Source organism: Brevibacillus brevis (assembly GCF_031583145.1).
In the GTDB taxonomy this organism is placed as follows: Bacteria; Bacillota; Bacilli; order Brevibacillales; family Brevibacillaceae; genus Brevibacillus; species Brevibacillus brevis_E.
This window is the reverse complement of the sequence record NZ_CP134050.1, coordinates 472961-486883: the sequence shown is the minus strand read 5'-3', so window position 1 is coordinate 486883 and position 13923 is coordinate 472961. Positions and strand designations below refer to the sequence as shown.

Here is a 13923-nt window from a genome sequence, read left to right as displayed (position 1 = left end):
CTTCTTTCCTTTATAACGTATGTACGAGCTGTTCGGCTCCGCCGTTGTATCCCCAATACAGAAGATAGACGACCGCCGCGTAAAATACCAGTCGATCCACCGTCCGATACATCGATTTGCCCACTTTAATGCCTACCCAGCCTTGGCGGATCGGCCAAAAAAACTGAATGCGTCCCACCAGCGCGTCGCTGATGAGGTGGGACAAGAGCCCGTACAGGGCAGCTTGCGCCAGATTCGTATCCCCGAACAAAAAGGCCGGGAGCAGCAGCATCACCCAGGAATGCGTAATGGTACGGTGCCCTATTCCTTTTTGGACCGCTGTAGAGACCGGTCTCGCCATGTGGCCGACCTTGCTCCTTGTCTGGTCGATGTCGGGCAGCAGCGCCATCGCTCCTCCCATTGCGATTCCTTTCCACGAAGGATACGCGCAGTAGCCAGCGATGGCTCCCAGCACCAGATGCGTCTTCCACGTCATTTGTCTTTCACACCGACTTTCTATGTTAGTAAGGAATCTTGTGCACAGCGCGTGTTCAGACAAGCCGCTTTGCTTGCAAAAACCTTTAGAGCTGCGGCATATACCGCTCGGGCTCCAGACCTTCGCCTTCGATGATCAAGGCCGCCATCCCTGTTTCCGTACCGGACTCATGCCCCTCTCCGGCCGTCCAGAAAGCGGCCTGACCCGCGCTGATCAAAACCCGCTCGCCCTCTTCCCCGCAGACCCAGCCTTCCCCGGAGACGACTAAAAAAAGTTGGGGCACGACAGCCGGATGGTAGCCGACGACTCCTCCCGCACCGAGATGAATGCAGCCGATGTGTACGGGACCCGGCGTTTGCATGATGCGGGAGATCGTCGCATGCGCAGAGTCAAACCGGTCGATTTTTCTTCCTGCCTCTTGATCAAAACGGAACCGCTTCATTCTCCAGCCTCCTTCAGCATTTGCTGACTCTTATCGTAGCCCAGCCGAGGCGAAGGGAACAGCCTGCTATCCGTACGAATTTTGTGGTAAAATGAGAGTAGGAGGGCGAGCCAGTACGCCCTTCTTTTTTTGTCTTCACGTCTTGAACCAAATGTCTTTGTAGTCCACAAATCCCAGAGCGTTGAGAGAAACCCCTGCTAGCGAGAAGTGATAGGACGATTGCTGCAAGGCATGGAAGAGAAACAGCATGGCTGATCGTTCCTTCAACAGCTCTTCCGCCCTGATCAGGCACCTTTTTTGCCGCTCAGGGTCGCTCTCCTGCATGAGCCGGTCCATCTCCCGGTCGATCGCCCCGCGCAGCTCTTCATCCCACAGCAAGCGGATAAAGCTCCTGTCTGATTTGTACATCTCCATCACCCCCATCAGCAGCTGGTTGTCGAAGATTTCGCCGGCGACGATCATATCCGCCTGCAGCAAAATCTCCGGCTTGCCCAACTCCTCAATGGGGACGATGATGAGGTCCACGGAAAGCCCCCGCTCTCGAAAATAGCGCTGGAGCCAAGCAGCATCCTGTTCGTTCCCCGCTCCTTTATAGGTGTAAAGCTGCAGGGTCTCCCCCCGGTAACCGCACGATTCAAGCAGCCCGGCCGCATCTTTCCTGCCGACGGGCGTGATGTCGGCCCCTTCTGTTTGCCACTCCCGAATAAAGCCGTTAGCAGGCGCATACCTTCTTCCCGCCACTTCCCGAATCATTGTTTCCCGATCCAGCAGACGGTCGACGGCCTTGCGAAACGCGATGCAGCGCTGGGGACCACTCCGATTGAGATTGAACGCCAAGAACTTGCAGCCCCTCTCCAGCTGCTGAAGCTCTTGCCAATTGTCTCCTTGCTCCCGCCTGTCCAAGGTCGGCTGGAGGACGTGCACCTCCCCCGCGATGGAAGGAATCGCTTCCTCTTCCCGCTTGCTTTCCGGCACGATCCATATTTCGACCCGATCGAGGTGGGCTCTTCCCTGAAAATAGGAAGGAAAGGCGTCCAACACAAACATCTGGTCGCTGTTTTCCACCAGGCAAAACGGACCGCTTCCCACCGGCTCGCGCGGAAACAGACTTCCTTTCTGCTCCACGACTTCACCAGGGACAATGGAAAGACGATCAGAGGCCAGCATGGACAATAGCAAGCGGTTGGGACGCTTCAGCCTGATTCGTACGATCGTGTCCCGTACAGCGAGCAGCTCGTCCACATCCTCCAGCATCCAGCGATAGGGAGAGCCCGTCCGCGGGTCCGCGATTCGCCGGAAGGTCCAAACCACATCGTCCGAAGTCAGCTCTCGCCCGTGATGGAACTGCACTCCCTTGCGCAAGTAAAAGATCCACTCGGTTGCGGACTCGTCGCTCTCCCAGTGGTGGGCGAGGTGCGGCAAAAACGTGCCGTTCTTCTCGTCATAGCGGATCAAGGTGTCGAAAATTTGCTTCACCATGTGGGATTCCGTCACCCGTCCGACAAACGCAGGATCCAGAGCAGGAATCGGCCGGTAGAACGACATCCGCAAGGTATCCCGCACGCGGTACTCTCCTTCTTCGGTTCGAAATCCGAACTGCCCGGAAAGCCAGTCGAAAAACCGCTCCCGGGCCTTTCCGGCGATCTTCCAATCGTTCAGAAGAGCCATCGCTTTTTCCAGATCGCCCCGCTGCACGCATGCCTGCGCAATGGGGAGCACGACCTGCTCCTTCGTACGAAGGAAAACCATCCGGGAAACGCGGCCCCTGCCTCTGCCCGGAATCCAGTCCAGCCACTTTTGCTCCACGAGCTGCGCGATGACCATTTTCGCATTGCGCACACTGCAGCAAAAGATATCTGCGAGCTCGGACAGTGTAACCTCCTGCGGGGCTCCCTCGGCCACGTAGGCAAAATGCTGCCGAAGCCGCAAGTAATGATAGGCGATCTGCATGGCTTGACACCTTCTTTAGCGAGAGGCTGCTTCCCCCAAAAGAAAAGGGGAAGTTGTTATTTCATTACTCTACCCTTTTTCTTCCCCTTTTCCAAGCTACAATGAAAAAAGAAAAAGGAGGGGAATCCCATGCCACCATCTGAAATGCGGGCTGCTGCCACGACGGAAAACGCCTCTTCCCTCTCGATCTGGCGCAACCGACCGTTTCTTATCCTGTTTTTGACGTCCGCATTCGTCACGTGCGGAGCCAAAGTGTACGAGCTGGCGCTGCCGCTCATCCTGTACGACATGACCCGCTCGCCGCTTGCCATGACGACGATGAAGAGCATCGAGTTTTTGCCGAATCTGCTCCTGGCCATGTTTATCGGCGTCTGGGTAGACCGCTTTTCCAAAAAACGCTGGTCCCAGTGGATGGTATTCGGGCAAATGACACTCCTGCTTCTCCTGTATGCGCTGGTGGAGTACGGCCGGGCCGAAGTCATTCACTTTTACCTGGCAGGCTTCCTGTTGATGGCGTTCAGCTACGGATATGGCAACGCCCGTGTGAGCATCATCAAGCAGGTGGTTCCTGGGCCGCTGCTCACCTCTGCCAACGCCCGCTTTTCCTTTCTGTTTACCCTCATCGAAATCATGGGACCCGCCATCTCCGGGTTCATTATCCTGCTGTCCAGTCTGCATGACGGGCTGCTGATTACGGGGATCGCCTACTTCATTGCACTGATCGCGGTTTCGCTTTTGGAACGGGAAGAAGGAACGCGGGTCGCCGATCAAAAAAGCTCGTTCTGGGAAGACTTTCGGGCAGGCTGGAGGGAGCTTTTGTCCAATCGGCCGCTCTGGCTCATCACCATCCTCGTCATTTTTCTCAATGCCACGTCCGGCGTGTACGATGCGATGATCGTCTATTTCGCCAAAGATACGCTTCGGCTGAGCAATTCAGAGCTAGGACTCGTGCTGTCGGTTGCCGGAGTCGGGGGATTGCTTGGAAGCACACTGGTCTCGCGGCTGCGGCGGCGTTTTCCGACCGGGCGTCTCTTGGGCGCGACGCTGCTCTTGCTCGGAGGTTCCTATTTGCTCATGGCCGCAGCGCAAAACACGTGGATGCTCTGTCTTTCGCTGTTTCTGTCAGGGATGCTCGGAACGATCGAAACGATCTGCATTTGGACGTTTCGCCAGGAGACGACACCAGCGCATATGATCGGCCGGATTAGCGGAATCACCGGCTCCATTTTCAAGCTGGGGATGGTTTTCTCGATCTACGGCTCCGGCTGGCTGACTGTCTGGCAAGGGCCATGGGCCGCTTTCCTGGCGGCCGGAATCGGCAACCTGCTGATCTTTCTCGTGTACCGCCGTCTCTCCCTCTGGCGTCTCGCATGAGGACTTTGACGCAAAAAGCCACGGGCAGGTTGTGCCTACGCCCGTGGCTTCTTTATCCGATGAGGAAGCTTTGCAGCTCCCCTACGCCTTGAATTTGCCGATCAGCTTCTCCAATTCTTCAGCCAGCCGTGCGAGGGAGGCGGCGGAGGAATGGATTTCTTCCATAGAAGCGAGCTGCTCTTCCGCTGCAGCAGACACATCCAACGTGCGCGCTGCTCCCTCCTGGGTCACGCCGGAGATGATCCGCATCGACTCCGCCACTTTCTCCGTGCTGCCAGTCAGTGTGCGGGAAGCGGCAGAGACGCCCTTCACTTCGGCAGCGACCCGGACGACTTCGTCGCGAATATGGGCAAAGGTCTCTCCTGCCCGAGCTACGCCATCCATGCACGCCTCTGTCTGCTGCGCGCTTTTCTGCACAGAGGAGATCGCCTCCCGCGTCTCTTGCTGGATCGATTCGATCAGCTGCGTGATCTGTCCTGCCGACGCCGCAGCCTGTTCGGCGAGCTTTCGCACCTCGTCTGCCACCACCGCAAATCCGCGGCCATGTTCGCCTGCGCGCGCTGCCTCGATGGCGGCATTCAGTGCCAGCAAGTTCGTCTGGGCGGAGATGCCCGTAATGACTCCCACGATCTGTCCGATCTGCTCCGAGCGACTCCCCAAGCCGCTTACAGTTCCGGACAAGCTCTCCATCGCCTCTCCCATGCCGTTCATCTGGACGACCACATGCTGGATGGTCTCATTCCCGTTCGTTGCCAGCTCCGCGGTGTGAATCGCTGCAGCAGAGACTGTCTCGGCGCGGGCAGCAATCTGTCCAATTCCCGTCGCCATGCCTTCGACCTCAACGTGGCTCGCCTCCACGCTTTTTGCCTGACGATCGCTTCCCGCTGCCATTTCCTGCACCGTCATTGCGATTTGCTCCGTAGCCTTGCCTGTTTGTTCCGAGCTCGCGGTCAGCTGCTCAGCCGATGCCGCTACCTGTTCGGCATGGCTCCGAATCTGCAAGATCATGTCCCGCAAATTGGCCAGCATCCGGTTGAATGATTCCGCCAATGACCCGATCTCATCCCTGGATGTGACGGACAGCTTTTGGGTCAAATCCCCTTCGCCCTCGGCAATCGCTCTCAATTGTTCATTGACCCGCTGGAGCGGATTGACGATGGAGCGCACAAGCACGGCTCCGATGAGCACTGCCGCCAGGATGCCGGCGGCGCTGAGCGTTGCCTCGATGACCTTGGCGAATGCCTCTCTCTTTTCCAGCTCCGCCTGATTCGCCTCATGCTTCGCTTCCACCTTTTCCGCAAGCTGGTCGATGAGTGCGTCCAGCTGCTTTCGCTCCTGCCGCTCATCGCCGAAATGGATTTGAATCGCTTCCTCGCGTTTTCCCTTTTGCACGGCCTCCACCGTTTTTTTGCTCTCTTTCAGAAAGCTGCTGTAATACTCCTGCAGTTGTCCCAACGCTTCCGAATAGTCATGCGCAGCCTGTTCGGACTGTTTGACTTTTTCAAGCAATCCGTTTATCCGCTCCACTTTTTCCTGCATCTGCTTCGGGTATGTATCTTCACCTGTCAACAGGTACCCGCGCTCGTCATTGTTGCGGCCTGTCATGACAAACTGCACTTCCCGCAAGGTCGTGAGGAGCTCCCCTTCGTCAATCATCTCCGAATAGGCGGCGGTCGATGCTTGCGTCTGCACGTACATGTACGTGCCCGAGCCAAGCATGAGAGCCAGAATTACGCTAAAAGCCAAGATGAATTTCGTTCTGATTTTCATGGGGGTGCCTCCTTTGATCGTAAGGGAATTATGTCGAAACCAGTCGAACCCACTCTCTTCTGTTCCCCGTCCGTTTCGCCTTCAAACTTCGCTCGCTCGAAAACTTCTCGCTTTGGCTATACAGTTGTCAGTCCACCCTTCTTCGCCTGTTTCGACGCTTCGGCAGCATTAAAAATCTGGCTACGCCATGCCTTTTGGCGGAGCCGCGGTACCCAGAGGGCACAAGTCTCTCTATCTCACTGTGTTCGAAGTCTCGCTATGTTGCCCTTATACTGGACAGGAATTTTTATACATTCCTATCTGTAAAACAAAAAACCCCCGCATGTTTGCGAGAGTTTTGTCCCTTTCCTCCATCTTCCTTATGCGAATCTGGCCAGCCATTCATCTTCCGCTTGGTAGTCTGTCATTCTCCCTGCATTCTCAGGCGGATTCGCACTCTCCCACTCGATCGTCCGTCTCATGGCTTCCTGCGTGGAAAAACGCTCCGCATACCCAAGCTCTCGTCTGATTTTGCTCGTATCCAAATGGACGTGCTGCCGCGTCTCGATGTCCAGAAGCAGATGGGCTGGCAGCTCCGCGGCCGGAGCCGTGACGATCCTTCCCTTCCACCCCGCAGCGGCCGCGATCCGCTCGACCCACTCAATTATGGGCAGGCCCGTTTCCTCCGCCACATGATAAATTTGTCCGGCAGCCCGCTCATTCAAAGCAGCCAAGCTGATCGCCTCGGCGATGTCCTCTACGTAAGCGCGGGACCAGCGCCACGAAGCGAATCCTTCCTCCATGAGAATCACGGGGCGTCCGTCGCGCATTTGCTGCAAATAGGGGTAAAGGCGGTGCTGGTAATCCCCTGGTCCGTACACCATCGGAAGACGCAGGACAGTAGCGGGGAGGCTCCCGTGTCCCATCACGGCCCGCTCCACCAGCACTTTGTCGTAGTCGCTCCGATCGCCCCCGGCCCCCTGGAGAGGGTAGCGCGTCTCGCACAAAGGAGACTCCTCCGTCAGCAGCCCTTCCTCCGGCGGGCCGGATTCGATCCGGTTGACCCGCCCGAACGCCCGATACACGTCGCAGCTGCTGATCGCCACCACACGTCCGGTGATACCCGCGAACGTCTCCATGAGTACGCGGGCATCCGTTTCCGAATAAGGAAACAAGTCTACGACCACGTCCGGAGCAAACCTCCGAAACGCCTCGCGATACTCGCCCAGCCTGGCCCGCTCTCCACGGATAGAGGCAATACCGTCAGGGAGGGAGCCCGCTGGAGACGATTGCCCGCGGTTGAACACGGCAACCTCATGGCCGAGATCGACCATGCGTTTGACTGCGTGCGGACCAATAAAGCGCGTGCCTCCAATGAACAATACTTTCATTAACTGCACCTCCGATCTCTACAGCTTTTCGATGACCTTGTCGATCAGACCGTACTCCAAGGCTTCATTCGCGGTGAGGAAGTAGTCACGGTCCGCGTCCTTCTCGATTTTCTCCACGGTCTTGCCGGTCCGCTCGGCGATGATCGAGTACAGCATGCGGCGATGGCGCAAGATCCGGTCCGCCGCGATCTTGATGTCGCTCGCCTGCCCCTGGCTGCCGCCCCACGGCTGGTGCAGCATCACTTCGGCGTTTGGCAGCGCATACCGCTTGCCCGGTGCCCCCGCGACCAGCAGCATCGCTCCCATGGAAGCCGCCATGCCGGTGCAGATCGTGGATACATCCGGCCCGACGAAGTTCATCGTGTCGATGATTGCCATGCCGGCGGTCACCGAACCGCCCGGAGAATTGATGTACAGATGAATATCCTTTTTCGGGTCTTCCGCAGCGAGGAAAAGCAGCTGGGCCACGACTGCATTGGCGACCTGATCGTCAATGGCGCTGCCCAAAAAAATGATGCGATCCTTCAGCAAGCGGGAATAAATATCATACGAACGCTCGCCGTAACCCGTTTGCTCCACGACTACCGGGATGAGATTCATGAAAAAACCCCCTTGGTTTTCGGATGTGAAAATGTGCGCCTGCGAATGTTACGCCGCCATGCTCATGCGGGTCGCCTGCGAGGCGGACGTCGATGCGCCTTTACGGTGGAATCCGGATGAAACCTGCGTGACGACAGCAGGATTCTCGGCTGTTCCCACCGTCCACGTCTGGACAGATGGCTCCTGCACTCCCGCAGATTCATTGCCTGTTCGGGAAGGCAGCGTGATGACATTCCCTCTTTGCCGTTCGGGACGGCTCTCCCATACGACTACCGGTCTGGAATTCATGACTCTTCTCCTCCTTCTTTGGGGTACACGGCGAGAACCACCTGATACGTTTCCTGGCCCTCCGCCGGGGACTGATACTTTTTCACCAGCTCGCCCACCAGCTTGACATACTCTTCGACGAAAGCGCTGCGCTCTTCCGCGCTGGCCAGGCGGATGCTCGTATCCAGCGTCGCGCTCGGAATCTCCTCCGCCTGGTCGGAGCGTTCCATCAGCAGAAGCGCATCCCGTTTGATCCGTTCGGCTGTGTTGACCAAATGCGACAGGGCCCCTTGATCCTTGATTTTCTGGACCGTATCGTTCCCCCAGTTCAGCGCCTCGGACAAAATGTAGGTCCGGGCGATAGCCAAATAGAGTACTTCCACGAGATTGCGTACTTGCCGACTCCCCACTCTGCGGACCAAGCCGACTTTTTCCAGTGCCTTCAAGTGGTAGTTCACGCGCTGCGGAATTTCGCCGATCCCCCGGGCCACCTCGGCTGCCGACGCCGGCTCCGCCAATCGGCTCAAGATCTCGGCCCGCAGAGGATTGAGCAATGCCATCGCCTGCTCCGGAGATTCGACGACGTAGGTCTCCAACTGTTCATGTACCACAAAAACACCTCATGACATTAATCATTTACGTAAAAATAGTTTATTACGTAGCTTCCCGTTTGTCAAATGATGGATGAGCCTTGATTTTGCATTAGAAAACCTGGCTACGCCATGCATTCTGGCGGAGCCGCGGTTGCCCTTATACTGGAATAGGAATGGATAAATTCCTATCTGTACACAAAAAAAGCTCCGCTAAAGCCAGCAGAGCTTTTATCTCCTCGCGATGTCAGCCTGTTCACCGCTGATACTCAACGGTCTCACCATCCTCCGGAACCCGCACCCGCGCGGACAGCCCCCTTTCGCTCATGTAGTCCCGAAGCTCCCTGCGACTGAGCAGGCAATGATTCCAGACTTCCATATGCGCGACGAAAAGCTGGCTCTCACCTGCACATTCCGCCAGTCGGGCAATGTCCTCCTTGGTCATCGTGATGGGATCGCCTGTCAAAAATCGGGCTGCCCCGGCAAACGGAACCACGACTTCCGGCTGATGGACCGAGATGGCCCGCTCCACCTCTTCGCACCAGATCGTGTCGCCCGCGATGTACAGCGTCGGCTCCTGGTTCGCCTTGAGCACAAATCCGGAAACCGGCCCCATTTTCTCGCCAATCTCCCCTGTACCGTGGCGTCCCCCGGTCCGAGTCAGGCGGATGCCCTCCCACTCCCGTTCACCCTCGACTGGAAAGACTTGCTCGAAGCCAAGCTCCAGCAGCTTTTCCCGATCCGGCGGCTGGCAAAACAGCGGCAGATGCTTGGGAAGCAGCCGGGTGGCCGCCGGGTCCAGATGATCGGCGTGCGTATGGGTGACCAGGATCGCATCGATACCCGCCAGCACGTCGCTCACAGGCAACGGCAGCTCCACACCCGGATTCGGCCGTTGGTTGGGCGTGTTGACTACGGCAGGCAGCTCCCCTTCGCGGCTGAACATCGGATCCACCAGGAAGGTACGTCCCTTGTAGCCAACCTTGAGGGTTGCGTGTCGGATGAGTTGAATATGCATGTTCTCTCTCCTTTGACAGGTAGTGTAAAATCGGTAACGAAGGCATCTCATTCTTGTACGTGAGTCATAAGCGTTGGAATCATTGTACACTGGACGTGGCAGATGCCGCGAAAGCAGTGGCATTCATTCACTTTCACCGCGAAAGGAGATTGTCATGCTCGATCAAACGGACCTGTCCATCCTTGCCCTGCTCCGGGAAAACAGCCGTCTGCAATGGAAGGATATCGGCGAGAAGGTACACCTGAGCGGCCAGGCGGTAGGAAACCGCATCAGGCGGATGGAGGAGCAAGGCATCATTCAAGGCTATACCGCCGTCATTGACAACGCCAGGATCGGTCCTGCGCTGACCGCGATCGTCACGATGTTCATGAAGACGACGGATCACCAGAAGTTTACGCGCTTTGTCTCTGCCCGCCCGGAAGTCGCCGAAGCCCACCGGATCAGCGGCGAAGGGTGCTACGCCCTGTTCGTGAGCGTCCCGGATCAAGCCGCCCTGAATGCTTTCCTGGACGAACTACTCCCATTCGGGAACTACAAGGTGAACCTCTCGATCGGAAAAATCAAGTAATCGGAAGGTTGCCACTCAATTCGCCATCCGGATTTTTTAGGGTTGCCTGATTATGTGAACAGCAGTAGAATGGGGGATACCAAGAACGCTGATTCTTGCGTTGCCAAAGAAAGGAGGAGAATCGCCATGGAAGACTTCTTGCTCTTGCTTTCCTTGGAGGATTTCTTCGCCTTGCTCGCCCTGTTCGTGGGGTGTTTCACCTCGATTTTCTATCTGAGACAATGTGTTTCCCCGCGAAAACTGGCTATTCAATGGCACCCGAATGATGCTTATCATCCCAGTATCAATCCTGGTATGGTTGAGACTTATCCGATGGCGGCAAGGCAACCGCTGCGCACCCGATTATTTCGGCGCATGCAGCACGCAAATGGCGAGACAGATACATACGATTCCCTGCTTTTTGGATAGACCCGGACGACGGAAAACCAAAAAGGAGGTAGATCTTATGATCGCCAAATACATCGGAGAAGCATTGTTGTTTGTCGTTAGCCTGCCCATTATTGCCTTCCAAACGGCGGGGAGCCTGCACGCTCTGGCAGACGCTTTCGTGCAAATGTCCGATTTTGTCAACTGGAAATAAGGAAATAGCAAAGCCTGACCGAGCTTGTGCCGGTCAGGCTTTTTTGCGTGCGGCCAAGGCACCCCTACTCTTCGTTGAAGCGATCGCCCCGTGTCGTCGGCTGGGAAATGACCAGAAAATCCACGTCTGACTCCCCCTCGTTCCTCATCTGATGCTGCCGACGGCTTTGCATGTCCGCGCAATAGTCTGGCTCCCTTTACTTTTCATACCTTTCATGATACAATGTAAATACATGAAAATTGAATAGCTATTGTGTAAATGGAGGAGCCTGTCATCATAGGGTTCTTTTTGTCTTTTTTCAGCAGACAAAGAGAGGACTATGATCGCAGGCTCCTTTTTTATTTCCCATCAAAGGAGGAGTTTTCGTGCTTATTTTCCAATTGGCCGTAATCCTGCTCGCTTCCAAGATCGCAGGGGACATCAGTGTTCGGCTGGGGCAACCGTCCGTACTCGGGAAGCTGCTGATCGGGATCGTGCTGGGACCTAGTGTTCTCGGAGTCGTGACCAATACGGAGGTCATCCATGAAATCAGCCAGATCGGGGTCATTCTGTTGATGTTCATCGCCGGTCTGGAGACAGACATGGATGAATTCAAACGGACCGGAAAAGCCTCCACCTCTGTCGGTGTGGCGGGCATCATTGCCCCGTTGGCATTGGGCTTCGGCGCAGGCCTTGCGATGGGCCAATCCCCCATCGAATCCGTCTTCCTCGGACTGCTCCTGTCTGCCACGAGTGTGAGCATCTCTGTCCAAACGCTCAAGGAGCTGGGCAAGCTCAAATCCAGAGAAGGCGCCACCATCATGGGAGCGGCCGTCATTGACGATGTGCTGGTCATCCTGGCCTTGGCTTTCCTGATGAGCTTTGCAGGCGGCGACGTGAATCTGGGAATGGTCATCCTGAAAAAGGTGGCGTTCTTTGCCATCATCATTCTGCTCTCCTGGAAGGCCGTCCCTTGGGTGCTGAAAAAATTCGCTCCGCTGCAAGTGACGGAATCCACCGTTTCCGCTGGTTTGATCATCTGCTTTCTGTTCGCGTATTTTGCCGAGTACACCGGTGTCGCTGCCATCATCGGCGCGTACATCGCCGGCGTCGCGATCAGCCTGACAAAGTTCAGGGAAGAAATCGCCCACAAGACCGAAGCCATCAGCTACTCCATTTTCGTCCCCGTCTTCTTCACGTCGATCGGGGTAACCGCGCAGTTCGCCGGAATTTGGGAAAACCTTTGGCTGATCGTCTTCCTCAGCGTCCTGGCGATCATCTCCAAGCTCATCGGCGGTGCGCTCGGCGCCAAGCTGTCCGGCTTCAACTGGAAAAACTCCATGGCCATCGGTTCCGCCATGGTCTCCCGCGGGGAGGTCGCCCTGATCATCGCCGCGATCGGCCTGGAGAGCGGACTTTTGACCCAAGACATGTTTGCCGTCTTGATCGTGGTCGTCCTGATCACCACGATTGTGACCCCGCCAATGATGAAGCTGTTCTTTACAGGAAAAGGAACGGAGGAAGATTCCGTGGCCTTGCGAAAAAACGCATAATGGAGCAGCCCTCCTGCCGGATCGCCATGCGCGGTTCGGCGGGAGGTTTTTTTTGCAGGAAGCGGATGGAACTTCCGGTATAATTCTCAGAAGATACATTTCGAGGAGACATCTAAAGGAGATATGGGGCATGCAACTAAAAAAATACCTTGCCGACAAAATTGTCTCGCGGACCATGGACGTGACCCAACTGAACATCAACGTCATGGATAAAGACGGCGTGATCATCAGCTCAAGCGACCCCAGCCGGATCGGCACGCTTCATGAAGCAGCACGGCAGGTCATCGCCTCCGGGGTGGAAATCGTCCTGTCCGCCCGGGAATGCAAGAAGTGGTCGGGCACTCGCCCCGGGATCAACATGCCCATCTACTTCGAGAGCGTGATCGTCGGGGTCATCGGCATATCCGGCTCTCCCCGGGAGGTGATCCCTTTCGGCAAAGCGGTCCGCATGATGACAGAAATGATGCTCCAGCAAGCGTATCTGACGGAACAGATGGCGATGGAGGAGCGCTCCCTGAGCTTTCTCGTCCAGGACATCATCTCCGGCACGCTGGATCCCTCCCCCGCTGTAGTCCAATCCCGCGGAGAGCTGCTCGGGCTCGATCTGTCCGGTCCGCGCTCGATCATGATCGTGCAGTCAGCCGGTACATCGCCGTGGACCGAGACCCTCTCGCGCAGACAATGGCAGGCCAAGATGGCGGCCTGCTTTCAGCATTCCCGACAGGTGTGCATCTCCGCCATCAGCCACAATCGCTGGGTCATCGTGACGGATCTGCGGCATTGCCGGACCCGCGAGCAAACCAAAGCCTATCTCTTCGAATCCGCGCGGCGGCTGATGAACGCTCTGGTTCCCGCCCATTACGACAGCCTGATCATCACGATGGGCAACCGGTATGAGCAAGTCCGGGAGCTCGAACACTCGTTCAAGGAAGCCCAGCAAGCCTTGGCCGTGGCGGAGTGCTTTCCGGAAAAGGCCCCTATCTGCCACTTCGAGGACGCGACCGTCGAGCTGATGCTGCTGGCGACCCCGGCCGCCTCCCGCAAGCGGGCGGTCGAGCAAATTCTCGGCACGCTGGTCCATCATCCCGAGCTGATCGATACCTTGCATGCCTTGTTCGCCGCCGACCTGAATCTCACGATTGCGGCGCAACGGCTCAACATCCACCGCAACACCTTGCTGTACCGGATCGAGCGCATCGAAGCCCTGATCGGGAAAAACCCCCGCCGTTTTGCTGACGCCTTTCACATTCGACTGGCTCTCGAGATGCACCGTCTGCAAGCCATTGGATAACTCGCACAAAAAGGAGCCAGGATTCGACAGCATTTTTTGTTGGTTTTGCAAAATGCAAGGATGAAGCGCTTTCAGATATAGTGAAACTATCCAAAG

15 protein-coding genes are annotated in these 13923 nt (G+C 56.6%); 6 read left to right on the top strand and 9 right to left on the bottom strand.

Annotation, left to right across the window (positions count from 1 at the left end; translation table 11 throughout):
• Positions 1 to 10: 10 nt before the first annotated feature.
• The 3 genes from RGB73_RS02620 to RGB73_RS02610 all read right to left on the bottom strand — a co-directional run bounded on the left by RGB73_RS02620 (position 11) and on the right by RGB73_RS02610 (position 2867).
• Complete coding sequence (locus tag RGB73_RS02620; protein ID WP_310768878.1) at positions 11 to 475, bottom strand: metal-dependent hydrolase; 465 nt, start codon at positions 473 to 475, stop codon at positions 11 to 13.
• A gap of 85 nt (positions 476 to 560) precedes the next feature.
• Positions 561 to 917 carry a cupin gene (locus RGB73_RS02615; RefSeq protein ID WP_310768876.1) on the bottom strand — a complete coding sequence of 119 codons (357 nt, stop codon included), beginning with the start codon at positions 915 to 917 and terminating at the stop codon, positions 561 to 563.
• A gap of 135 nt (positions 918 to 1052) precedes the next feature.
• Complete coding sequence (locus RGB73_RS02610) at positions 1053 to 2867, bottom strand: SgrR family transcriptional regulator (RefSeq protein WP_310768874.1); 1815 nt, start codon at positions 2865 to 2867, stop codon at positions 1053 to 1055.
• Positions 2868 to 2996: 129 nt separating this feature from the next.
• Here RGB73_RS02610 and RGB73_RS02605 point away from each other — a divergent pair, with 129 nt between their 5' ends.
• On the top strand, positions 2997 to 4241 hold the full coding sequence (locus RGB73_RS02605) for an MFS transporter (RefSeq protein WP_310768872.1): 1245 nt from the start codon (positions 2997 to 2999) through the stop codon (positions 4239 to 4241).
• A gap of 81 nt (positions 4242 to 4322) precedes the next feature.
• Here RGB73_RS02605 and RGB73_RS02600 read toward each other — a convergent pair whose 3' ends face one another.
• The 6 genes from RGB73_RS02600 to RGB73_RS02575 all read right to left on the bottom strand — a co-directional run bounded on the left by RGB73_RS02600 (position 4323) and on the right by RGB73_RS02575 (position 9856).
• Positions 4323 to 6011 carry a methyl-accepting chemotaxis protein gene (locus RGB73_RS02600; RefSeq protein ID WP_310768871.1) on the bottom strand — a complete coding sequence of 563 codons (1689 nt, stop codon included), beginning with the start codon at positions 6009 to 6011 and terminating at the stop codon, positions 4323 to 4325.
• Positions 6012 to 6370: 359 nt separating this feature from the next.
• Positions 6371 to 7381, bottom strand: a complete 1011-nt coding sequence (locus tag RGB73_RS02595) for an NAD-dependent epimerase/dehydratase family protein (protein ID WP_310768869.1) — start codon at positions 7379 to 7381, stop codon at positions 6371 to 6373.
• 18 nt (positions 7382 to 7399) lie between these two features.
• On the bottom strand, positions 7400 to 7981 hold the full coding sequence (gene clpP, locus RGB73_RS02590) for an ATP-dependent Clp endopeptidase proteolytic subunit ClpP (RefSeq protein WP_310768867.1): 582 nt from the start codon (positions 7979 to 7981) through the stop codon (positions 7400 to 7402).
• 48 nt (positions 7982 to 8029) lie between these two features.
• Positions 8030 to 8269, bottom strand: coding sequence for a hypothetical protein (locus RGB73_RS02585; protein ID WP_310768866.1), 240 nt, complete (start codon positions 8267 to 8269; stop codon positions 8030 to 8032).
• Entirely contained in the window at positions 8266 to 8859 is a 594-nt protein-coding gene (locus RGB73_RS02580) for a winged helix-turn-helix domain-containing protein (RefSeq protein WP_310768865.1), read from the bottom strand. The genes RGB73_RS02585 and RGB73_RS02580 overlap by 4 nt, the downstream gene beginning before the upstream one ends.
• Before the next feature lie 235 nt (positions 8860 to 9094).
• Positions 9095 to 9856 (bottom strand): MBL fold metallo-hydrolase, encoded by a 762-nt coding sequence (locus RGB73_RS02575; RefSeq protein ID WP_310768863.1) that lies wholly within the window; start codon positions 9854 to 9856, stop codon positions 9095 to 9097.
• A 154-nt stretch (positions 9857 to 10010) separates the two neighbouring features.
• On the opposite strand from RGB73_RS02575, the gene RGB73_RS02570 reads away from it, so the two are divergent.
• The 5 genes from RGB73_RS02570 to RGB73_RS02550 all read left to right on the top strand — a co-directional run bounded on the left by RGB73_RS02570 (position 10011) and on the right by RGB73_RS02550 (position 13827).
• Positions 10011 to 10424, top strand: coding sequence for an Lrp/AsnC family transcriptional regulator (locus tag RGB73_RS02570; RefSeq protein WP_310768862.1), 414 nt, complete (start codon positions 10011 to 10013; stop codon positions 10422 to 10424).
• Between the two features lie 126 nt (positions 10425 to 10550).
• On the top strand, positions 10551 to 10832 hold the full coding sequence (locus RGB73_RS02565; RefSeq protein ID WP_310768861.1) for a hypothetical protein: 282 nt from the start codon (positions 10551 to 10553) through the stop codon (positions 10830 to 10832).
• Positions 10833 to 10869: 37 nt separating this feature from the next.
• Positions 10870 to 11004 carry a hypothetical protein gene (locus RGB73_RS02560; protein ID WP_310768859.1) on the top strand — a complete coding sequence of 45 codons (135 nt, stop codon included), beginning with the start codon at positions 10870 to 10872 and terminating at the stop codon, positions 11002 to 11004.
• 365 nt (positions 11005 to 11369) lie between these two features.
• Positions 11370 to 12536: a cation:proton antiporter gene (locus RGB73_RS02555; protein WP_310768857.1), complete on the top strand. Its 1167-nt coding sequence runs from the start codon at positions 11370 to 11372 to the stop codon at positions 12534 to 12536.
• Between the two features lie 130 nt (positions 12537 to 12666).
• Positions 12667 to 13827, top strand: coding sequence for a CdaR family transcriptional regulator (locus RGB73_RS02550; RefSeq protein WP_310768855.1), 1161 nt, complete (start codon positions 12667 to 12669; stop codon positions 13825 to 13827).
• Positions 13828 to 13923 lie beyond the last annotated feature (96 nt).

Coding starts and splice junctions, on each gene's coding strand:
- RGB73_RS02620 (WP_310768878.1), bottom strand. CDS start 475: ATGACGTGGAAGACGCATCTGGTGCTGGGAGCCATCGCTGGCTACTGC.
- RGB73_RS02615 (WP_310768876.1), bottom strand. CDS start 917: ATGAAGCGGTTCCGTTTTGATCAAGAGGCAGGAAGAAAAATCGACCGG.
- RGB73_RS02610 (WP_310768874.1), bottom strand. CDS start 2,867: ATGCAGATCGCCTATCATTACTTGCGGCTTCGGCAGCATTTTGCCTAC.
- RGB73_RS02605 (WP_310768872.1), top strand. CDS start 2,997: ATGCCACCATCTGAAATGCGGGCTGCTGCCACGACGGAAAACGCCTCT.
- RGB73_RS02600 (WP_310768871.1), bottom strand. CDS start 6,011: ATGAAAATCAGAACGAAATTCATCTTGGCTTTTAGCGTAATTCTGGCT.
- RGB73_RS02595 (WP_310768869.1), bottom strand. CDS start 7,381: ATGAAAGTATTGTTCATTGGAGGCACGCGCTTTATTGGTCCGCACGCA.
- clpP (WP_310768867.1), bottom strand. CDS start 7,981: ATGAATCTCATCCCGGTAGTCGTGGAGCAAACGGGTTACGGCGAGCGT.
- RGB73_RS02585 (WP_310768866.1), bottom strand. CDS start 8,269: ATGAATTCCAGACCGGTAGTCGTATGGGAGAGCCGTCCCGAACGGCAA.
- RGB73_RS02575 (WP_310768863.1), bottom strand. CDS start 9,856: ATGCATATTCAACTCATCCGACACGCAACCCTCAAGGTTGGCTACAAG.
- RGB73_RS02570 (WP_310768862.1), top strand. CDS start 10,011: ATGCTCGATCAAACGGACCTGTCCATCCTTGCCCTGCTCCGGGAAAAC.
- RGB73_RS02565 (WP_310768861.1), top strand. CDS start 10,551: ATGGAAGACTTCTTGCTCTTGCTTTCCTTGGAGGATTTCTTCGCCTTG.
- RGB73_RS02560 (WP_310768859.1), top strand. CDS start 10,870: ATGATCGCCAAATACATCGGAGAAGCATTGTTGTTTGTCGTTAGCCTG.
- RGB73_RS02550 (WP_310768855.1), top strand. CDS start 12,667: ATGCAACTAAAAAAATACCTTGCCGACAAAATTGTCTCGCGGACCATG.